Raw genomic sequence first — 20995 nt, 5'->3', positions numbered from 1 at the left:
AATTAGCAAATAGCGATGTGTTCACTCATAGCCTGTACCGAATTTATGTCTTTCACGCCAACACCAACCTGCGTTACTGCTAGCGCTGATAATGCCGTTGCAAAACGTAATGTTTGCTCTTTATCCCAGTTATTAAGATGGCCCCAGCACATACCAGCAACTAAGGTATCACCCGCTCCAACCGTACTAACAACATCCATCGTAGGTGGTTTTGCCTGTAACCACCCTTCTTTGTTTAACCACATAACCCCTTCAGCACCGAGTGATACCACCACATTGGCAATACCCGTGTTTGATAATTGCAGGGCAATTTCGGTTAACGATTTATCCGCTAGTGCCGAACTTTCCGCCCAATGCGCTAACTCTTCATCATTCGGTTTTATTAGCCAAGGTTGTACCGCTAGCCCAGCACTTAATGCAGCATTACTACTATCAAAAAATACCTTTTTACCTGACTGTTGTAATTTTTCAATCCAGTTAGCACACACTTCTGGACTAACACCGATAGGTAAACTACCCGCAATAATGAATACGTCATGGCTTAACGATAAATTAAACAGCATGGTTTCAAATTCTACGAGTGCCGCAGCAGTAACGCTTACGCCCGGAAAATTAATATCACTAACCTGGCAGTTCGCTTCGACTAACTTAACGTTGATACGTGTTGCACCTTGTACGCGGATAAATTTATCCGTGATCTTGGTGCGCTCAAATAACTGACAAAAAGGGGCTTCATTTTCAACACCTAAAAAACCTGTCGCAGTCACATCAGCCCCGAGTTCAGCCAGCACTTTGGCCACATTCACACCTTTACCTGCTGGCTCTAATGCGCAGTGCTTAACTTGGTTTACCATGCCCTTAGTCAATGTTTGCAAATGACCCGTTAAATCCAATGCTGGATTTAGCGTCACTGTTACTACTTTTAATGTTGTTAATTGCATGGTCATTATTTACCTTCACCTAATCCAGCATCGATACCTTCACCAATCGCTTTTAACGCCATTTCAGCGTCATCGCCTTGGGCTGTAAACGTAAGTACTTCGTCGCAACTTACGCCTAAAGACATTAATTTCATCAAGCTTTTCGCATTGGTTGATTTACCCGCCATATTTGTAACTTGAATATCAGCCTGATATTTCTTGGCGATATTCACTAACATGGCACTTGGTCTTGCATGTAGACCATGGCTGTTATGAATCGTAAATATGGCCGTTACACCACTCGGTTTAACGTTCGTCAATAAACCGATAACAATGTCAGCATCTGTATTAAATAACTGATTAACTTGTTGCTGGTAAATTAAATCAGCTACGCATTGCATGTTATTGAAATGCAGATCGTTAGCACTCGCTAGCATGAGCACGCCTTGAACAGGTAAGCTATCTTGCAGCAAAGGTTCTGCAGGTGTTACAAACGAGATAGCTGTTGTCACTACCGACTTCGTTGTTTTCGCTAACCATAAACCCTGACCCAGATAAGTCGCAGGTGTAGTGATCGCATCAGCAACCCCGGTATTATCAATACAGTGATGATGCTTAAGTAAACCCGCCGCAACAGCGGTGAGTTGTGACAGGTCTTTCGCAGGGAAAGCAAGTTGTACTAAATCAGCTGTTAATAGTGTTTCTGACTGCTGGCGACCTTCAAGCAAGGTAATAATAGATTCCGTGCTATCACATTGCTGTAGCTGTTGCTCTATGCCATCAGCACTTAATACATGCGTCAGCTGTTTTAAAATGGCTAAATGCTCATCCGACTTAGCTGCAATCGCAATAGCTAAATAAACCGTTTTTCCCTCACCCCAATCAACGCCTTGAGGATAATGATGTAATTGCACACCTGTTTTATTAACCAAGTCACGCGTATCAACCGTGCCATGTGGGATAGCAATGCCATTGCCTAAATACGTAGAGTGCTGCGCTTCACGGGCTAACATACCCTCGACATAATTTGCTTCCACATAATTTTTATTTACCAAATTTTGCGCAAGCGTTTTAATCGCGAGCTGTTTGTTCGGCGCCGATTGGTTTAACTTAATGTCATTAGAAGACAGTGACAACATAACTTTACTCCGTAATACCAAGGTAATAATGCAATGACTCTTTGCTTAAGCACTTGCTTTTTCTTTGTTTTTCAACCTTGCTGAATCGTTTCAGCAAATGATCAATTAAAAAGGCTTCAGTCATGACAAAATGATAATACATGGCATTGCTGAAACCTTTCAGCTAATATACTGAAGTGTTTCTAGACTGATTACAATTTTCAACAACAAATCATGTAAAAAACTATGAGCGAGCGCACAAATTAGGGATAAAACAACCATGACATTAGATGAAATAGCCAAACTAGCGGGTGTATCACGTACCACTGCCAGTTATGTGATTAACGGGAAAGCCAGTAAATACCGCATTAGTGAAAAAACCCAAATAAAAGTAATGGCTGTCGTTAATGAACATAATTACCGACCTGATCATGCCGCACAATCATTACGTGCAGGCAGTAACCGTTCGCTTGGTTTAATCATTCCAGATTTAGAAAACAGCAGTTATGCTAAATTAGCCAAATTACTCGAGCGTGATGCGCGTAAAGCGGGATACCAACTCATCATTTCTTGCTCTGATGATGATGCGGATACCGAGATAAAAGTCGCGGATACCTTATTAAGTCGTCGTATTGATGCCTTATTAGTGGCGAGTGCACTTCCAGCTGATCACAACTATTACCGTACTGTTCAAGCCAATGGCGTACCAGTTATCGGGTTAGATCGCGCTATGGATGATGAAATTTTTTCTTGTGTTATCAGTGAAGATTTAGACGGGGCTTATGAGCTTACCCAAGCCTTATTACAACAAGATATTCGTTCTATCGGCTTAGTTGGCGCAGTACCAGATCTTGGTATATCGAAAGAGCGTGAACAAGGGTTCCTATCTGCAATTAAGCACCATGGTATCCCAGTCAAAAAGTTAACCGCTTATGGTGATCATTTTAGTCAAGATCAAGGTCAAGCCCAAGTGCAACAATGGATAGATAACGATACATTCCCTGATGCTATCTTAGCGACCTCGTATACACTATTTGAAGGCGTACTTGATTGCTTGATACTCAACCCAAGCTTAATGGCAACAACGAAGCTGGCTACTTTTGGTGATAACCGATTACTGGATTTCCTACCTAGCAAAATTCAATCATTACCGCAGCAATTTGAATTAATTGCTGAACACGCGCTTAAAATGGCGTTAAATGCCGTGAATGGCTCCAATAAACCCAGTGTTGAAGTCGTCTCTCGAAAAATAATCCGCCGCTAATACAAACTCAGCAATAACAAATACTGTTATCTATAAGGTGCAAATAAAGGCAATAGCCAGTCAACGAACGCTTGCACTTTCAACGGTAATGGGCTGGCGGTTGGCGTCAGTAAATAATAGCTATATGGACTGACAAAACCAGCTGAAAATGGCACCACTAAACTGCCATCAGCAAGTTGCTTACTCACAAAAAATCGCGGGATCAGTGCCACCCCCATACTACTTACGGCTGCCTGACTGAGCATGTAGAAATGCTCCATACCAAACTTGTCATCCATGGTTAACTCTATTCCTATATCAGCTGACCAATAGCGCCATAAGCCCGGTCTAGAAATATGCTCAAGCAACGTCATATTGTTAATATCATGCAGTGATGTCATCTGCTGCGCTAATTGCGGCGAGCACACAAGACATAAATCCTCATCCATCAACTTAATGACATTACAACCCTGTGGTCGTGTCGTAGCACTGCGTATCGCAATATCATACTGATGTTGAGTAAAATCAATCGTAAAATCACCAATTGATAAATCAACGAATAAATTAGGATTACTGAGCTTGAAGCTTTCCAGACTCGGGATTAACCAATTAATCGTCAAACTCGGTAATACATTGATAGCGATACGCTGTGCTAATTGAGGCTGGAATATGAGTTCTTGCGTGGCACTATTAATTGTTTGCAACGCATTCTGCACCTTCAGAAAATAAGGCTTCGCCTCCTCAGTAAGTACTAACTTTCTATGTTGGCGAATAAATAGACTAACACCAAGGTATTGCTCCAATATCTTCACCTGTTTACTCACGGCTCCATGCGTCACAAACAACTCCTTAGCTGCTAGCGTAAAACTCACATTTCTTGCGGCTGACTCAAAAGCTCGCATGGCATTTAATGGTGGTAAATTAGGATACATAGCAATACTCACTTTAAATGACGAATACATACTGCGTGAGTTTAACTCACACTATAAAGAAGATAACTCCTTTGCGTTAATCGTGCAAATAAGATTATATAGCCAGATTATTTCAAGATATTGCAATTAAAATTACGCAGGAGTACAACACCATGGGTTTGGATATGTCTTTTCAGTTATCAGCAGAAATTGTTGGACTATTGTTTTTAGTGGCTGTCGTCGCTGGTTTTATTGATTCTATCGCAGGCGGTGGTGGTCTACTGACTATTCCAGCATTATTATGGGTTGGTCTTCCTCCTGCAACAGCCCTCGCAACCAACAAACTGCAAGCCTGTGGCGGTAGTTTCTTTGCCAGTTTTTACTTTATACGCAAAGGCATGATCGATGTAAGAAAAATGAAACTGGCGATTGCCTGTACTTTCGTCGGCTCAGCCCTCGGCAGTATTGCGATCCAATCCATTGACCCAAGCATATTGGAAGTAATTTTACCTTTTCTCATTCTTGCCATTGGTGGTTATTTTTTATTTTCGAAACAAATTAGCGATGAAGATAAACATCAGGTACTTACTCCAACATTATTTGCAGTAACAGCTGCTTTCGGTGTTGGTTTATATGATGGCTTTTTTGGTCCAGGCACTGGCAGCTTCTTTGCAATGGCATTTGTCTCGCTAGCAGGCTTCGGCTTGGCTAAAGCAACTGCACACGCCAAAGTGCTAAACTTCGCAACTAATATCGCGTCGTTGATATTCTTTGCACTCGGCGGGAAGGTATTATGGGCGTTGGGTGGTATTATGTTAGTTGGCCAAGCGCTAGGGGCTACACTTGGCTCACGTTTAGTATTGTCAAAAGGCGTTAAAATCATTAAACCATTAATGGTCACCATGTCTATCGCAATGAGCTTGAAACTGCTTTATTCGTAACGGTTTACACTCAAGCCACTACGACGTCGTTACTTTCCATTGCTGTTTAGCCGCCGACTCTTGCAAGTAACGATCAAAATTATCTAATAAAGAGGCAGCACAACTGGATAACTCAACATACGATTTTCCCTCTTCAGGAAACGTATGTACCGCAGCATGGCTTTCAGCTAACAGCCACAACGCGGTATAACCCTGAGGTTGAAAATAATGCTCAACAAAGTTCAATACCATAAAGCCAGCACGGTGAAGCTCAGCTGAAATCATACTTTTAAGCTCTTCGGTATCACAGCTACTTAACCACCAACGTTGATTATATATTTTTGCTTCCATCGTTATTTTCACTTACCAATATTACAATAAAACAACACAGTTACAGGGTATTATACTATGCACCGCAACTAATTCTTATACAACTCAGACTCAGTTTGCCACGCTTCACGGTTATAATCATACAATACCCCTGAGCCGAGTCGATTAATTTCAATAGTGTCCATTTTGTCATAAAAATTACCAGGGAACACAAACGACGCTAATAAAAACTCTTTGTTTAGCCAGTTCGACGGTACAGGTAAAGTATTAATATCCTTTATACGTCTGCTTGCCGATTTACCACGTGTTGTCGCAATCGTCCATCCCCACTGACCAAATGACGGAATATTACGTTGATACTGCTCAACATGTAAAAAGCCCGCTTCTTTCACTGTTTTACCAATACTCAAAAATGCATTACGGGCATGATAAGGCGATGTTGATTGTATTGCTAATGCACCGTCTGCAGCGAGCAATTGACGCACCTGATTATAAAAATAATCACTATAAAGTTTATTTAAATCAGGGTGATTTGGATCTGGCAAGTCAATGATAATAGTATCAAACTTAGCGCCTTTATCGAGTAGCGCCTCGATTTTTAAAAATGCATCAGTCGTATACAATGTTAAGCGAGGATCTTGTAATGAACCTTTATTTAATTTTAACATACGCTTTTTGATAGCTTCAGGCGCAGCATAGTCAACTGTATTGGCACCAAACAGAGACAATAGTTCAGCATCGAGATCCACTAAAGTCACCGCTTCGACTGGCCAACGTAATACATTACGCAGTGCTAATCCATCACCACCACCAATAATAAGTACCTTATCGTGACGATTAGATGCAAGCATTGCCGGATAGACTAATAAATCATGATATAGCTGCTCATCCGCACTAGAGAATTGTAAGTGACCGTTAATGAACAAGTCAGTCACTGGTTCAGCTTTGTTTTTCAAATAACGTTCAGTCACGACCACATGCTGATATTTCGTCGACTGAGAGTAAATTACTTTATCTTTATATAACACACTGCTTAGTTGCGCTAACCATCCTGTTCCCAAGGTTAAGATTACCGAAAACAATACAATTAATAACAAGTGACAAAGGAACAATAACTTCGCCCAACGGATCTTATCTTGATAACGCCATAAAAATGCCAGTCCCGCAATAACATTGAATAATGCCGTCCACGCCGCAGCTTCCATAATAGGCAACGACAACATGATAGAAACCCAAATTGCAGCGCCAATACCAGCACCAATATAGTCTGCACCATAGATAGTACCGGCATTATTTTCTAAGAATCGCCCATATACTTGCTGGCGAACCCTTGCGATCAGCGGGATCTCCATACCAATATAAATACCGAGAATTAAACCGAACACATACGGCATAAATTTAGCAATTTTTTCTAGCTGTTGAGGTAAGTAACCATCAAGCACAACATTACTGGGTAAATTAAACGTCGCCGATAATAGATGAGGTAAGCTATAACTCACGGCTATCATCGCCGAAATAATCAAAATGCAACTCATACCGATTAATGCAATTAACGCTTCTAACCAGGCAAATGCAGTAAAGGCATCTTTAAACCAACGAGCCATAAACGCACCAATCCCCATTGCTACAATCATGGTCCCTATCATGGCATAAATAGCACTTTCAACCGAACCTAATACCCTACCAGCATAATGCGAAAGCAAGTATTCATAAATCAAACCACAGCCAGCAAGTATGATCATGACCGAGATTAATAACGTATCGTGAAACCATAATGTACGTTTACGCTGCTGTGCCTGTTTTGCTTTATTATCACTATTTACAACTGACTGTTCCACACGATGCCTTACTGTATTTTAATTGATGTTGAGAGAATTAAGTCGTAATTTAAAACTTAAAAAGCTCAAACTCAACAACTGTACAGCCCTCATGACGACTGAACTGCATTATTGAATTTGAGCCATATCTATTATTTAAATTAAGCAAACCTATTACTAAATAAGCAATTAGCTACCGAGCAAGGTTGCCATCGTTAAACCAACCGAAAACGATACTGTTGCCGAGATAACCGCAACACCAATGTTCTTTTGGCGAATAACCTCATCGGCAATGCTTACGCCCGACAAGATAACTTTAATGGTAATTAATTGTAAAACCGAAAAGATAACGACACTAACAACAGCAAAAAATGCCCAATACATGAGACTTAAACCAATATTATCGGCAGCATATGGTGCAAGGCCTGTCGCCGCAGTGATCGCTAAGCCAGACCCAATTAAAAACCCAGCATAACGAATACCAACAGCCAGATTATCATCTAAGATAAGCTGTTGCAGGCAATCACCTGTGCGTTTAAATAAGTGCACACGATATTTACTCACTAATAGCATAATAATGTTAGCCACAACAAACGCGGCAATCACCACAGGTAAACCATGCCAACCTTCTGTAAGCACCCAAATCAGCGCAGAACGCACCACAATTGCAACCGTGACAATATGACCAAACTCAACAAACGCGGCAGTCACATTACCTTTAACTATTTCATCGTGCAGACTGACTTTTTGTAATGCCACCTTATCTTGGAAAAAATGACCTGCTTTAATTAGCGCGATCGCTAATACGCCATACCCTGCCATTTGTGTTGCTTCTTCAAAGAGTGAATCAGCAAAATCACCACTGGTGACACCTGTTAATACAATAGCTAGTCCAGCTAAACCAGCCGCAAAACTAATACCAAAAGCAAAGTTATCACGCTTTGCAATTTCATCATTGGCATGTAAATTTGATACCCAGCCTTTGATCATTTTTAAACTAACGAACAAAGCAATGATAATAATAAAATCAATCACCAATGCTTGTGTCGTCCACATCGTTAATCCATCAAACTTGTACATACTTAATCTCCATAACTTATTCTATCTATTTGCTCACGGCGTTCGATATATTCGCTCATGACAGTTCTATCAATTTGTTATAATAGCTACTATTTACCGCGTCTCACACCACGTGATGTACGGCTGCCACTATTACGAAATGACCCCGTATTACTTGTAGCTTTACTACTTGTGAACGACTTTTTCGGTTTAGAATAACTACTCACAGTTTTCGTTGGCGTGTAGCTAGAGCGGCTCAAACCGGCAGAACCTGAACGTTTTTTCGCATAAGGAGAGCTAAATGATTGGCCTTTACGCTGAAAAGACTTGCGAGTCTTAGTTTCAACAGCGGCTTGCTTAGCACTTTGCTTGGGACTGGTATAACGTGAACGGCCATAATCACTGTAATAACTATAACGGCGGTTGTTACTCCAGTTTGAATAATTAACACGACCCGTTAAATCACCAAGCATGCGATACATACCGTACCACTGCCAGAAACTAGTACCGCCACTGCCGCTTTGCCAGTTACCATAATTCGGGTTACCAACCATTTGACTACCCGCACCATAGTCCGAGCCATCGCCCGAACTTCTTTCAGCGATTTGACTAATAGCGCCAACACGTGCGAGGTGACCATCAGACATATCCGCCAACACATTAATTGGATCTGTTAACGCATCATTAAATAAACTCGGACTTGCCGCTTCTTGAATACGAGTAAGCTCATCAAGTAATGAATTAGCATTATCTAACGTGACCGACTCTGATTTAACATCTCTTAAACGCATACCAAGATTCTGATACAAAGGCCCTTGTCGAGTCGCATCTTCTGCAATCAGATTCGCTATACGTGTTAGCTCTGGTTTTTGTTGTTTTAAAACTTGCGCATACTCAGTTAACAGTCTTGCATTTCGAATACTGCCATTGTCAATTGCCGAGCCCAATCTATCAAGATCGCTTTCAACCCTTACAACTTGCTGGTTAATTGTCGTTTGTGTTTGTTCAAGTTTTGATTCACAGCCAGCTAATAACTGTAAAATAAATAACAGACTTATTAACTTCCATGGTTTAATCATTGACATAAATGGTCACCTATCTTGCCTGCCGACTCTAATATAATCAGCCATGACGTTCTGCGAATATCGATTTACACATCTCGTTCTGACTTTCTAATCCTTTGCTACTCTACGTTTTAAGCATCAAAAAATCAATTGGTTATAACCTAGTAAATTACCTATTTTGTAAACGATTATAATCTAATAAACCCGCGTTAATAGGCTGTAGCTGTTGATTTAGTGTCTGGATCACATCACTATGTTGCCAGAATCGAGTATCTGAGCGTCTAACACCATAATCATCTAACCAAGCGGTATAATCCTCAGCTGTTTTCATCGCAGCCAAATGCGCGACGAATACTGGAAGTTTATCGACCTCTACTGTTAAATAAACACTCGGATAGTCACCAATAATACCACTCACAACCGTTAGCGTATCTTCTGCTGGTAACAAATTAGACTCTTCATCGAGTAAACTCGAAATATTGCTGTGCGCTACATTTTTCAATAAGGTATAAACCCGTTTGTTATCACCATCATTCACGAGTAATACTGATACTTCAGGTAACTGATTGACTGGCGAGCCCACTAATTCCATAATCACCTGCATTAATGCTACTTCTTTAACAGGTGTACCTGGTTGTGCTAACGCATATTGGTTGGGTAATACCTTTTCTAAATGCGTCTTCAATAACGAAAAAAGCTCAGTTTTGTGCTTTTGTGTTTTGTAGTTAATATCAGTATTTTTCGCAAAAAAGTGATCGTTATTTTCTAAATACTTTTTGACATTAATACCTTCATCACGATACCAATAATCATGTTCTTTTTGACGGCTTTCTTTTGGCAACAAATTTAAGAAATTAAACTCTGCTTCCATACGTAAAAAATCCATATATAAACGAGTATTTAGCTGATGACCAACATTGCCATAGACGTCAAATCCAGCCACTAGCAAATAATGAATACGCTCAAGTAATGGATAATCAATTAACCAGGCTGTTTTAGGTTCTTGGCCAACAAGCCCTTTAACCACTGTTGCACTATCAAAATGACGAAAGATCGTCAATGCCGCATTATCATTTCCTTTCGGATCTTGACTGGTCGTAGTTAGGTTTTCACCACTCCAAACTAAGTGTAAATCCAATAATGAATCTTTATTAAGCAACTGATTAACCTTACGACTTTTAGCTTCTAAATATCCTTTTTGTGCTTGTGAATATTGAAACCAATTAACCACTACACCAGCATTACTTTCTGATTCAGCAGGTAACCGTAAATGTGCTTTTTGCTGAGAAAGAAAGTTATCGCTATTCAATCCAGCTTGTGCTTCTTGTGTAACAAAAAACACCCAGAAGTGATCATCGATAACATTTAAAGCAATTTGGCCTCGACAAACAGGACCTTTAATAAACCCCATGATGGTATTTTTGGCTTCTTGCAGCATAAATTTATAACGAGACTGTGGTGGTATCGCCTCAAACGTAACAAACGGATTAGATGCCACTTCTGGCTCATAGCTTGGTAAATGATCTACTTCATATTCTGGCTGATAAAATATTTCTTCAAATGTCGACATACGCGCAGCATTAAGCGCATATGGTAAGTGCGTCTTCGCTAAAATAGTCTCACGTTCACGCTGTAAACGATAATAAACACGCTCAATATTAGGGTCATCATACGGACGACGAGTCGCAATAATCTCAATGGGTTCCCCAGGCGGGGTTATCGAACGGACAAGCTTAAAATAAGTGTTATCTAGTTCATTAAAATACAGGTGCGACAAAAACAAATGTTCATAAATATAACGGCTCACCAACTGGTTTTTTAGTGGTGCTTGATTAAACCATTTTTCCCAATATGCTACTTGCACGATATGCTCATCAGACAGCGCTGGTAATGACGACATTTTTGCGCCTTTCATTAACCAAGAGGTTAATATTTTGAACTCATCATTATTTAATGCCGGTAAACCGTAAGGCATGCCACCTTCAGGATGCTGTAATTCATAATCATCAAACTCCCCTATCGTACTACATTGCTGTTCTCGGTTAAGTGAAAAGTCATAACTGTCAGACAACACTGTTGTTGATGCGGTTTCTCCAGTTAACACATCTCGCTGCTTTAGCTCCAAAGAGCGGTACAGCACACTGGCCATTAAGTTTGCTTCTTCAACTTGTTTACGCTCATTCAATACCGCAGAAAATCCTTGCTCACGCCACGCTTGTGTCGTCGTTGCGTCTTTATATAAACGACTTGGTGGTACAGCAAGTAATCGAGATCCACTGTGTAGCAAAGATTTACTTAATCCACGCTCAATACCCTCTGGAGATGTTAGTTTTAACTGACAAGGCGCATCATAGCAACCATGACAAACAACACATCGTTGATTTAACAATGGCTGAACATCATTAAGGTAAGTCGCGGCTTGCGAGCTTGATAGAGGCACCGAGCGATCTTGCACGTCTTCAGCGCCATACATAACATCGTAATTAACCGCGACCACCGCAGCACAACCAGATAAAAGAATAAACAAAACAAAAAAGAAAAAGCGAGACATTAGCATCCTTTCACAACTGATATTTATATATAAAACGTAAACACAGTAGGCTTTATATTAAAAGAAGGTTGATCATGATATACCGAGCCAAGTTACAAATACAAATTGCCTCACTATTTGCTTATATTACCACCTCTGAACACATAAAAAACCAATTCAAGTATATGCTTAAATTGGCTTTATTTTATATTTTAACAAAATTATTTAAATATTACGTCTACTAGCCCATCTATAATCATAAGGTGCTTGTATTCCAAGTGGAATACCAAGCGCCCAATAACCAAGCAAGAATATCGTCCAGCCAATTAACATTGCGATAGAGTAAGGCATCATTAACGCTAATAACGTCATCGCCCGATTTAAACGAACCAGAAGTACGGCCGTAAACAATACAGGAATAATAAACAACACAAAGATAAGCGGTACAATTGACTAAAAAGCGAGTGAATACCAGCAAACTGATTGAGAGTGGGCTTGGATTAGAGGTAGATAAGAATATATAACCAAAAAGTAGAATGTTAAAGCTGTGTAAATTAATTCAACAAATGATTTACCCTCCGCACTTATTAGCCAAACTTAGTTATATTTAGCCATGTATTATTTGCAACCAAATTCTATTGTAACGTGATTAAGCCCCATTTTTATTGTAAGCAAGTGTAAGAGAAAAAATCAATAATACAGGCTCAATAAGCACAAAATTGTAACTTAATCGCTATAAATGCAAATAAATGCAAATAAAGCACTTAAATATGCCCAAAAAGAACATTATAAATCACTGTTATTGTCACGCCTAATTTCGTACCAATTACGGATAGGTTACAGAACAATAAATATGTTTATACTCCACGGCAACAATCGTGTGTAGCTAAACCCACACACTCAGTATCAATATAGTTTTAAGGGAGAGGTCAATGCCTAGTACACGAATATTAATCGTCGAAGATGACCACGAAATTGCAAGATTAACCGCTATGTATTTAAACAGCGAAGGTTATGAAACGAAGGTTATTAATGATGGTGCTATAGCCTTGACTGCTATAAAGCAATATCAACCTGGCCTACTTATTTTAGATCTAATGCTGCCAGGTTTATCAGGCATGGACATTTGCGCTCAAGCGAGAACCTTTTTTAAAGAACCCATTCTAGTATTAACCGCTTGTGATGATGAGTTAAGCGAAATTAGCTTATTCAAACTCGGTGCTGATGATTATCTCACCAAGCCAGTGCGCCCACATATTATGGCAGCACGGATCGCAGCATTACTACGCCGCACAAGCAGACAGCAAAAAAGTAGCCCTGACGAAATTGAACTTAAAAGACTCAAAATAGATCCGAGAAGACAGCGTGTTGAATTTAGAGGGAAAGCCTTAGATCTAACCGATTCCGAATATGATCTACTGTTATTATTGACCCAAAATGTAGGTAAAATTATTTCTCGCGAAGAGTGTTGCCAACAACTGCGTGGTATCGACCATGATTTCTCTGATCGATCTATTGATATGCGGATCTCAGGCTTACGCAAGAAACTCAATATTGATTGCTCGACTCAGCAGATCATAAAAACAGTCCGTAACAAAGGCTATATGTTGATCAATGAATAATCGTCTGACTTCACTCTTCTCGCATATTTATATCTGCATCGTAATTGCTATCTGCGCCTGTATTTTGTTAACAGTATGGTTAATGAATATATTCGCTCATCAAAAAGATACCGAGCATTTTTACCAAAATACGATGCAAGTTTATCGAGTGTTGGAGTCCCAACGTAATAGTATATCGATGAATGCAGATGATTTTTATCAACGCGCCGAAGTTGATTTATACAACTACGACATTGAAAAAATCAGCTTATTAAAAAGCTTATCTCCTTGCCAAGAATGCAAGTACATAAAGTCTATTAATAAAGTCGATATTTATATGCAAAAAAGTAACGAATATCTCGCCGTGTACCGGCTCAGCAATGCCATAGCAGCGATCACCATAAGTGAAGATCTTTATGATGATCAACTTAGAAACGGCGTTAAAGACGATCTAATCTTACTTGGCACATTTGCTTTTATGCTTTTTCTTATTGCCCTAAACTTATATCGCCCTATTCGTAAGTTACAACTTCAGATAAATCATTTAGTTGAAATAAATCATACCTTTGGTAAAGGAGACCTGAATGCACGAGTAGATCTTCGAACCACCCCGCTACTGCATGATCTCTCTATTAGTTTTAATGCCATGGCAAAAGCAATTACTGAACGCGTTGATGAAGGTGAAATTTTCGCACAAGCCTTACCTCATGAAGTAAGAACACCGCTTAGCCGCATACAACTAGCCGTCGGAATCTTGAAACGAGATATAAGCGGAGATAAACATACAGAATTACTGGATAGTATCGATGACTATGTCGATGACATGGTTGAATTGTCAGAGCAGATAACCACGTTTTCACGCGTCAGCGCTAAACACTCCCATTATAATGATAACGCACAATCCATTATAATAACCGATTTCATTCAATCTCGAATCGCGCTATATCAGGTACCTAATAGTATAAAGGTAACTTATCGAGCTGATGATAAAATAACAATGACGACTAGCCAGATGTGCTTACGCTTAGCATTTGATAACTTACTAAAAAACATGTTGAATCATGCGCAGTCAGCTGTTCAGGTAAGCATTATTCAACTTGCTAGCACCATAAAAATAACAGTCGAAGATGATGGTCCAGGTATTCCTCCCGAAAACTATCATCAAATTTTTATTCCTTTTGCTCGCTTAGATAAAAGCCGCAGCCGTAAAACAGGTGGTTTAGGACTTGGTCTATCAATTGCGAAAAGTGCTTCAAAGCGCTTAGAAGCTCAAATAGTCGTATCAAAAAGTCAACTTGGCGGCGCTAAATTTGAGCTTATAATCCCTGTACACAAAAATGTACTGCCACCCTATTAAAGGTGACATAATGAGGGTTAATTGGCACAGTGAAGTAATAGTCTATCCACCGATTTTTTTGGTGTTTTTGCGATTTTCTGAACTAAATTAAAGGGGATATCAACTAACTGGGTACGTGATTTTATTTCATTTAACATCACTAACCAAAGCTTCGTTGTCATTTCCGAATCAAATAATGCTCGGTGAAAACCACCGCCTGACGGTATATTTGTATACTTAATCAGTTCACCTAATTTATGGCTCGGTGCATCTTGAAAGATACGCCTTGCCACCAATAATGAACAACTGAACTCACCATCATACTCGCGACCGATTAGCGCTAATTCCGCATCTAAGAAACGTTTATCAAATGATGCGTTATGCGCAACCAAATTATAACCCTGAATAAAATCAGCAAAACGATGCATCACCTCTTCACAAGGCGCAGCATCTTCTAACATGCTATTAGTAATACCAGTGTAATTAGCAATAAAGCCACTCACTCGTCGGCCTGGGTACATCAGTTCTTGAAAGCGTTCAGTGATCTCACCATTTTCTATCTTCACCGCACCGATCTCAATCGCACGGTCACCCATATTAGGTGATAATCCGGTAGTCTCGAAATCTAATATAATCAGGGTGTCAGCGTTCACTATCATTCTTTCTTTCTCTCTCTTTGTAGCCTATAAGCTGGCAGTAAAGTATAAAACAGTATGCTAACACAAGCGATCTATGTCTACACTAGGGGTAATGACTGTTTTAAAAGAGGGAACTGTATGTCAATAACACCTCTACGTGGTGGTCAATTATATCGACCTTCAACACTATCAAAGCTTGCTGCCGACTGTAAATCAACTAAGCACCTTCAACCATTAGATCAAATTATTGGTCAAGATCGTGCGCAACAAGCCGTCGAATTTGCCATGTCGATTAAAGAAAAAGGCTACAACATTTATGCGTTAGGTAACAATGGTCTAGGTAAGCGTACCATGATATTACGGTACTTAAATCGTCATGAACCTAACGACAATAACAGTGCCGTATTTGATTGGTGTTATGTCATTAATTTTGATGATGCTCGCCACCCTAAAGTGCTAAAACTACCTGCAGGAGAAGGACATCAATTCAAAAAAGATGTTGAGAGTCTGATACATCGATTAGTAAAAGCATTACCGATGGCCTTTGATAATGAAATCTATTTCACCCGATCCGATAAGTTAAAGAGCCAGCTGGAAGAAAAACAAGAGGCGGTACTGCAAGACTTAACCAAGTCAGCAAAACAACACAGCATCAGCCTATCACTCACAGCACAAGGTGATTACCAACTCATTGCGGTTGATCCCAAAGGTGAGGCCTATACGGAAGAAGGTTTCGATCAATTAACAGACAAAGAAAGAAAGCATTTTGAGAGTAATATCTCTGAACTTGAAAGCAAATTGCGTGACATAATCCGCCAGTTAACCATCTGGGAAGAAGAGTATACTGATAAAAGTCAGAAGATGGATGAACAAATCGCACTCGAAGTATTAGTACATTGCACCACGCCTTTAAAAGAAAAATATAATCATCTTTCAGAAGTTAAAGCACACCTCAGTGCGATGAATAAAGACATACTCACTAACCTCGAAATATTTGTAGAAGGCAGTGAGGATGATATTTCATTAGCTTATGCAGCGTTAGATAAAAAAATGCCTCGCCGCTATCAAGTCAACGTCTTGGTTTGCCAAGAAGCAGATTCCTTTCCTATCGTGGTAGAAGAAAGTCCTAACTACCATAGTATTTTTGGTTATATTGAAAATGCAACATTTAAAGGCACTGTTTTTACCGATGCCTCATTGATCCGCAGTGGCAGTTTACACCGAGCCAACGGCGGCGTATTGATGATCGACGCGGTTAAAGTCCTTGAGCGCCCCTATGTTTGGGACGGGTTAAAGCGAGCCTTACGCGCCAATAAATTAAATCTAAGCTCACTCGAAAGAGAAGTCAGTTTATCGGGTACTATCTCGTTAGACCCAGAACCGATCCCACTGTCAGTTAAAATTATCCTCTTTGGCGATTATGAAACTTACCAGCTTCTTCAGCAATATGACCCTGAATTTAAAGAGCTGTTTCGTGTGACGGCTGACTTTGAAGATGTGATGCCGAGAAGCGATATTGCAGAAGCGCACTATGCTCAGTTCATTTCGAGCATCGTGCATGATAACGCTATGTTACATTGCGATCGAAAAGCCATAAGCAGGATCATTGAATACAGCTCTCGTCAGGCTGAAGATCAAGAAAAACTATCGTTACATTCGCTTGATATAGCCAACCTATTACGCGAAGCAAACTACTGCGCACGCTTAGCTAATGCGACGCTGATCAGGCAACATCATGTCGAACAAGCGCTCTCAAATAAGCAGCAACGTGTCGGTCGACTACAAGACTACCTATTACAAAGCTTTATCAATGGCTCTACGTTAATCGATATCAGTGGTAAAAAAATTGGCCAGATCAACGCCTTGTCCGTCATTAGTACCTCCGAACATCAATTTGGGATCCCCGGACGAATAACCGCGACCGCCTCATTTGGTGAAGGAGAAATATTTGATATAGAACGTCAAGTGAAACTCGGTGGGAGTATACACTCTAAAGGGGTCATGATCTTATCTGCCTATCTTGCCTCTGCGTTTGGTCAAACCGCCAAGATCCCACTCACGACACGTTTAACCTTCGAACAATCTTACGGCCAAGTCGACGGTGATAGTGCATCACTAGCGGAATGTTGTGCGATCATATCCGCTTTTTCTAAATTGGCATTACGTCAAGATATCGCGATCACGGGTTCGATGGATCAGTTCGGCCATGCTCAACCCATAGGTGGTGTTAATGAGAAAATAGAAGGCTTCTTTGACGTGTGTTCAGCAAAAGGGTCACTCGCCACTCAAGGTGTGATCATACCACAAGCTAATGTCCATAATTTAATGCTACGCTGTGATGTCGTCGAAGCCATTGAGAATGGGTTGTTTCATATCTGGGCAATTGATCATGTAAAAGAGGCAATTAATCTTCTAATCAATATCGTAGCAGGTTCCAGTGATGCTGATGGGAAATATCCTGATAGCTCAGTATTTGGTATTACTCAATTCCGACTTAATAATTTGCGTGAAAATAATAATAGTGCAATCCCACGTAACTAAATGAAAAACATTGATAAACATTGATGAACATTGATGAACATTAACAAACTACTCATTTAGAGTTAAGCATTCATCAAATCAGTTGACATACTTTAATGCCAAAAATAAAAACTTATGTAATTCTGTAAATATGCGCATAAAAAATTAATAGATGTAAAAAAGCCAGCTACATGCTGGCTTTTACTGTCTATTAATATTATCTCGTTACACCTTTAATTTTCTCAACAGTGCGTAACCCTGCAAGTCCTAACATTGCCAGTGTTAATTCCATCATGACATTAAGGGGTAACTCTGGTGCACCAGCCCTTGGTAGTCCCCACTGTAATAAAGGGTTTATCACAAATGAGAATAAAAAACCGACACCACACACCCACATTAAAAACGGTCTCGCGCCTGCCACAAAAATACTTCGATGCTGCACTTGAGCTTGCATTATCGCAGCCTGAGCTAGCGCTGGTTTTTGTGCTAGTCGCTGTTTAACCAGCGCTAGTGACAATTCCTCTTCGTCAGACGTAAACAGATCATCAAGTACTGATCCCACCGCTTTAATCGGCTCAGTAGCACCTTGATTAAAAAAACTCGCGAACAAGTTCATATCTTCTCCAAGTAAGTAATAACCAGATACTAAAACTCACTACGCGCAACCAATAACGACTCGCGCAACATCGTGAATACCGAACTCTATATCTGCAAGTGGAAATTGAGTAATCACCACACCATATTGCGCCTGAGCATCTATCGGTTGCTCAATAATATCGTACGCAATATCCAATTTCTGTAATTGACGCTCTGCATAATCCCGAGTGCAGCCAATAATCAATGGCATGATTAACTTAACTTGCTCTTCGTCTATGCTTTCTGGCGCAAACTGAACACTGACAGTCGTATAATGTTCACCACCAAGCTCAATAAGCTTACTTGGGTCGACCACAATTACCTTCTCTGCATCTGCGAGTACAATTTTTGCTTCAACTTTGAAATCTGTTAATAATGCTTTGTTAGCACAGAGCAATTTTGCTTGATGAACCTGTCTCCCCAAATTTGCGACAAACTGCCCCATATCATAAATTCGTCCAAGTTCGTGTTCTGCACCTTGTTCAATATTACCTTCGTTCATTATAAACCTCGTAAATTACCTACTTAATACACAAGCGAATACCGCCAAAATAACACCCTAAATTAACGGCTATGCTAAAATCTGACATCCAGTAGTGAGCGAGCCCCTAACACCTTCAACCCCCTGAACAACGAGTTCAAACTGTTCGTTATTTTCAACAATACCATCGTCTCTGAATGGCACATTAAATGTCATGCGAGACTCTCCAGCAGATATCGAAAAATATTGTGTACCAACACTTCCTAATGTTCTTAGCCAAGTACCGACCCCATTAAACACCGTTATTTCAGACGTAAAGTCATTTTGCTCAGTATTTAAGTGACGGATAAATAATTTGGCACAAGTAACATCGCCAGTCGGCTTATCTATAATCAACTCGAAAGTAGCATACCCCCCCTCTTTCCAAGTACTAGGATCAGAAATAACTTTCAACGAACTTAATATGGGTAAATCCACCAGCGAATCATCTTCTAAAATGATCCCCTGTGCACTCACTAAGCCTGTCACACCAGATACGGCTTCGATGACGATCTTAAATCGTTCATGCCCTTCCATATCTGCATCTTCTTGAGTCTGAGCGTCAATATTGACGACAGTAACACTCGCAGGAATGGTAATCGTTGCATCCCCGTTGACAATATCAACCCATTGAGTTTGTCCAAGACTATCAACATAACTGGCTTGTAATAGTAAGAAATCATTAGCGTCTGTATCTTGGTGCTCTATTTTTACATTTACTTGATAATCGTCAGGTGACGCCTTATCAAGTGTCATGACAAATTTATGATTGAGCCCACCTTGACCTTGATTTAATGAGTCATCATCTGACCAACCACCTTCATAACGCTCTTCAACACCAGCCATATCAGCAACTAAAAGTAACGCAGGCAAAGTATTTTCACCTGTTGCGACAAGGGTGGTTTTGCGTAATTCATTTTTAGAAAATTTGAATGTCACGGGTAACTGCAACTCGCCTTTATTTATTTTGGCATTCGCTATTCTAAGCTCAACTTGTCCACTCTCGTTCGTGATTAACTCTGTTTGTCCAATACTGAGTAACTCACTAAAGTTGTTACCATTGAGGTTACTTGCCAGATCATGATCGATCGTAATCGAGAGAACTCGATTAGTAATAGGCTTACTTTCACTGTCTAAAACCGTAAAAATCATCGATAATAATTGTTCATCCCAGACCTGAGAATATAGCGTTACCAGACTCGGTTCTTGCTCAACATTCCCAGTTAAGGCAGTCAAAATAAAAGATTTATTCATAACTTCACAATGAATATCTATCGGGAAATCAAGATTCCCTTTGCCCGATATTGGCACTTGAATTTGAAACCTAACCTCACCGTCATCGTCCGTATATGCGATTGGATTCAATACCTTAAATTCAGACAAATCGACTAGATTATTCATATTTCTAGCTAAACTATGATCAATATTGATTTCAACTTTAGCTTGTTTAATGGGTGGTTCATCAATATCGTCGCCAAGAAAAATGACGGCGGTTACATCAAGCAGTTGCTCATTTTGCTCTACCACTTTAAGCTTGATCTGATTACTTACATAACAGCCGCTTTGGCAGGCAATCAATTTTCCTTCAACCCTACTTATCGGCAATAAATGATGAGCATGTGCGACAGGTTTCACCCTCAGTCCAGGATCACCGTGTCCTGAATGAAGCGATGACAATGCTAACTTAAGATCAAAACCAAGTTCCGGTAATTCATAAGGTAATTGCTCAGTTCTTAAATATTGGCGCGTACGCTCAACATCATGTGCTAAGGATGATAAAACACCACTGATCTTAGCTTTATTATTTAATGACATACCTGTCCTCCCTTAAA

At 40.0% G+C, this 20995-nt stretch carries 17 protein-coding genes and 1 pseudogene; 5 read left to right on the top strand and 13 right to left on the bottom strand.

What is annotated here, in order from left to right:
• Window positions 1-2: 2 nt before the first annotated feature.
• Window positions 3-947, bottom strand: coding sequence for a 1-phosphofructokinase (gene pfkB / locus HWV03_RS06520; RefSeq protein WP_211679009.1), 945 nt, complete (start codon window positions 945-947; stop codon window positions 3-5).
• Window positions 947-2059, bottom strand: a complete 1113-nt coding sequence (gene fruB / locus HWV03_RS06515) for a fused PTS fructose transporter subunit IIA/HPr protein (RefSeq protein ID WP_211679008.1) — start codon at window positions 2057-2059, stop codon at window positions 947-949. The genes pfkB and fruB overlap by 1 nt, the downstream gene beginning before the upstream one ends.
• Window positions 2060-2318: 259 nt before the next feature.
• On the opposite strand from fruB, the gene cra reads away from it, so the two are divergent.
• Window positions 2319-3302: a catabolite repressor/activator gene (cra, locus tag HWV03_RS06510; RefSeq protein WP_211679007.1), complete on the top strand. Its 984-nt coding sequence runs from the start codon at window positions 2319-2321 to the stop codon at window positions 3300-3302.
• 26 nt (window positions 3303-3328) lie between these two features.
• On the opposite strand, the gene HWV03_RS06505 is transcribed toward cra, so the two are convergent.
• Window positions 3329-4213: a LysR substrate-binding domain-containing protein gene (locus HWV03_RS06505; RefSeq protein ID WP_211679006.1), complete on the bottom strand. Its 885-nt coding sequence runs from the start codon at window positions 4211-4213 to the stop codon at window positions 3329-3331.
• A 164-nt stretch (window positions 4214-4377) separates the two neighbouring features.
• Here HWV03_RS06505 and HWV03_RS06500 point away from each other — a divergent pair, with 164 nt between their 5' ends.
• On the top strand, window positions 4378-5133 hold the full coding sequence (locus HWV03_RS06500; RefSeq protein WP_211679005.1) for a TSUP family transporter: 756 nt from the start codon (window positions 4378-4380) through the stop codon (window positions 5131-5133).
• Between the two features lie 18 nt (window positions 5134-5151).
• On the opposite strand, the gene HWV03_RS06495 is transcribed toward HWV03_RS06500, so the two are convergent.
• The 6 genes and pseudogenes from HWV03_RS06495 to HWV03_RS06470 form a co-directional block, all read right to left on the bottom strand.
• Entirely contained in the window at window positions 5152-5463 is a 312-nt protein-coding gene (locus HWV03_RS06495; protein ID WP_211679004.1) for an S-adenosylmethionine decarboxylase family protein, read from the bottom strand.
• Between the two features lie 68 nt (window positions 5464-5531).
• Complete coding sequence (locus tag HWV03_RS06490; RefSeq protein ID WP_211679003.1) at window positions 5532-7280, bottom strand: polyamine aminopropyltransferase; 1749 nt, start codon at window positions 7278-7280, stop codon at window positions 5532-5534.
• Window positions 7281-7448: 168 nt separating this feature from the next.
• The gene (locus HWV03_RS06485) at window positions 7449-8339 is read right to left on the bottom strand and encodes a DUF350 domain-containing protein (RefSeq protein WP_211674600.1); all 891 of its coding nucleotides are present in this window, start codon (window positions 8337-8339) and stop codon (window positions 7449-7451) included.
• Window positions 8340-8428: 89 nt separating this feature from the next.
• Window positions 8429-9403: a CHAD domain-containing protein gene (locus HWV03_RS06480; protein ID WP_211679002.1), complete on the bottom strand. Its 975-nt coding sequence runs from the start codon at window positions 9401-9403 to the stop codon at window positions 8429-8431.
• 148 nt (window positions 9404-9551) lie between these two features.
• Entirely contained in the window at window positions 9552-11933 is a 2382-nt protein-coding gene (locus tag HWV03_RS06475; RefSeq protein ID WP_211679001.1) for a fatty acid cis/trans isomerase, read from the bottom strand.
• A gap of 204 nt (window positions 11934-12137) precedes the next feature.
• Window positions 12138-12281 (bottom strand): annotated as a pseudogene (locus HWV03_RS06470) (AbgT family transporter); the annotation flags it as partial.
• A 563-nt stretch (window positions 12282-12844) separates the two neighbouring features.
• Here HWV03_RS06470 and HWV03_RS06465 point away from each other — a divergent pair.
• Window positions 12845-13534, top strand: coding sequence for a response regulator transcription factor (locus tag HWV03_RS06465; protein ID WP_211679000.1), 690 nt, complete (start codon window positions 12845-12847; stop codon window positions 13532-13534).
• A complete protein-coding gene (locus tag HWV03_RS06460; RefSeq protein WP_211678999.1) occupies window positions 13527-14870 on the top strand; it encodes an ATP-binding protein in 1344 nt (447 codons plus the stop codon). Before HWV03_RS06465 ends, HWV03_RS06460 begins: the two co-directional genes overlap by 8 nt.
• 17 nt (window positions 14871-14887) lie before the next feature.
• Here HWV03_RS06460 and HWV03_RS06455 read toward each other — a convergent pair whose 3' ends face one another.
• Window positions 14888-15508 carry a 3'-5' exonuclease gene (locus HWV03_RS06455; RefSeq protein WP_211678998.1) on the bottom strand — a complete coding sequence of 207 codons (621 nt, stop codon included), beginning with the start codon at window positions 15506-15508 and terminating at the stop codon, window positions 14888-14890.
• A gap of 117 nt (window positions 15509-15625) precedes the next feature.
• On the opposite strand from HWV03_RS06455, the gene HWV03_RS06450 reads away from it, so the two are divergent.
• Window positions 15626-18028 (top strand): Lon protease family protein, encoded by a 2403-nt coding sequence (locus HWV03_RS06450; protein WP_211678997.1) that lies wholly within the window; start codon window positions 15626-15628, stop codon window positions 18026-18028.
• Between the two features lie 196 nt (window positions 18029-18224).
• Here HWV03_RS06450 and HWV03_RS06445 read toward each other — a convergent pair whose 3' ends face one another.
• The 3 genes from HWV03_RS06445 to HWV03_RS06435 form a co-directional block, all read right to left on the bottom strand.
• A complete protein-coding gene (locus HWV03_RS06445) occupies window positions 18225-18623 on the bottom strand; it encodes a 3TM-type holin (RefSeq protein ID WP_211678996.1) in 399 nt (132 codons plus the stop codon).
• Between the two features lie 39 nt (window positions 18624-18662).
• Window positions 18663-19145 carry a hypothetical protein gene (locus HWV03_RS06440; protein WP_211678995.1) on the bottom strand — a complete coding sequence of 161 codons (483 nt, stop codon included), beginning with the start codon at window positions 19143-19145 and terminating at the stop codon, window positions 18663-18665.
• Between the two features lie 69 nt (window positions 19146-19214).
• Window positions 19215-20978 carry a hypothetical protein gene (locus HWV03_RS06435; protein WP_211678994.1) on the bottom strand — a complete coding sequence of 588 codons (1764 nt, stop codon included), beginning with the start codon at window positions 20976-20978 and terminating at the stop codon, window positions 19215-19217.
• Window positions 20979-20995: the final 17 nt, after the last annotated feature.

The sequence above is a fragment of the Moritella sp. 36 genome (assembly GCF_018219415.1).
GTDB lineage: Bacteria > Pseudomonadota > Gammaproteobacteria > Enterobacterales > Moritellaceae > Moritella.
Note: the sequence above shows the minus strand (reverse complement) of the source record. Positions and strands in the feature narration are given on the sequence as shown.

What these genes read in the sequence shown, in the direction of transcription:
- pfkB (WP_211679009.1), bottom strand. Translation starts at nt 947, where the DNA reads ATGACCATGCAATTAACAACATTAAAAGTAGTAACAGTGACGCTAAAT.
- fruB (WP_211679008.1), bottom strand. Translation starts at nt 2,059, where the DNA reads ATGTTGTCACTGTCTTCTAATGACATTAAGTTAAACCAATCGGCGCCG.
- cra (WP_211679007.1), top strand. Translation starts at nt 2,319, where the DNA reads ATGACATTAGATGAAATAGCCAAACTAGCGGGTGTATCACGTACCACT.
- HWV03_RS06505 (WP_211679006.1), bottom strand. Translation starts at nt 4,213, where the DNA reads ATGTATCCTAATTTACCACCATTAAATGCCATGCGAGCTTTTGAGTCA.
- HWV03_RS06500 (WP_211679005.1), top strand. Translation starts at nt 4,378, where the DNA reads ATGTCTTTTCAGTTATCAGCAGAAATTGTTGGACTATTGTTTTTAGTG.
- HWV03_RS06495 (WP_211679004.1), bottom strand. Translation starts at nt 5,463, where the DNA reads ATGGAAGCAAAAATATATAATCAACGTTGGTGGTTAAGTAGCTGTGAT.
- HWV03_RS06485 (WP_211674600.1), bottom strand. Translation starts at nt 8,339, where the DNA reads ATGTACAAGTTTGATGGATTAACGATGTGGACGACACAAGCATTGGTG.
- HWV03_RS06480 (WP_211679002.1), bottom strand. Translation starts at nt 9,403, where the DNA reads ATGTCAATGATTAAACCATGGAAGTTAATAAGTCTGTTATTTATTTTA.
- HWV03_RS06475 (WP_211679001.1), bottom strand. Translation starts at nt 11,933, where the DNA reads ATGTCTCGCTTTTTCTTTTTTGTTTTGTTTATTCTTTTATCTGGTTGT.
- HWV03_RS06465 (WP_211679000.1), top strand. Translation starts at nt 12,845, where the DNA reads ATGCCTAGTACACGAATATTAATCGTCGAAGATGACCACGAAATTGCA.
- HWV03_RS06460 (WP_211678999.1), top strand. Translation starts at nt 13,527, where the DNA reads ATGAATAATCGTCTGACTTCACTCTTCTCGCATATTTATATCTGCATC.
- HWV03_RS06455 (WP_211678998.1), bottom strand. Translation starts at nt 15,508, where the DNA reads ATGATAGTGAACGCTGACACCCTGATTATATTAGATTTCGAGACTACC.
- HWV03_RS06450 (WP_211678997.1), top strand. Translation starts at nt 15,626, where the DNA reads ATGTCAATAACACCTCTACGTGGTGGTCAATTATATCGACCTTCAACA.
- HWV03_RS06445 (WP_211678996.1), bottom strand. Translation starts at nt 18,623, where the DNA reads ATGAACTTGTTCGCGAGTTTTTTTAATCAAGGTGCTACTGAGCCGATT.
- HWV03_RS06440 (WP_211678995.1), bottom strand. Translation starts at nt 19,145, where the DNA reads ATGAACGAAGGTAATATTGAACAAGGTGCAGAACACGAACTTGGACGA.
- HWV03_RS06435 (WP_211678994.1), bottom strand. Translation starts at nt 20,978, where the DNA reads ATGTCATTAAATAATAAAGCTAAGATCAGTGGTGTTTTATCATCCTTA.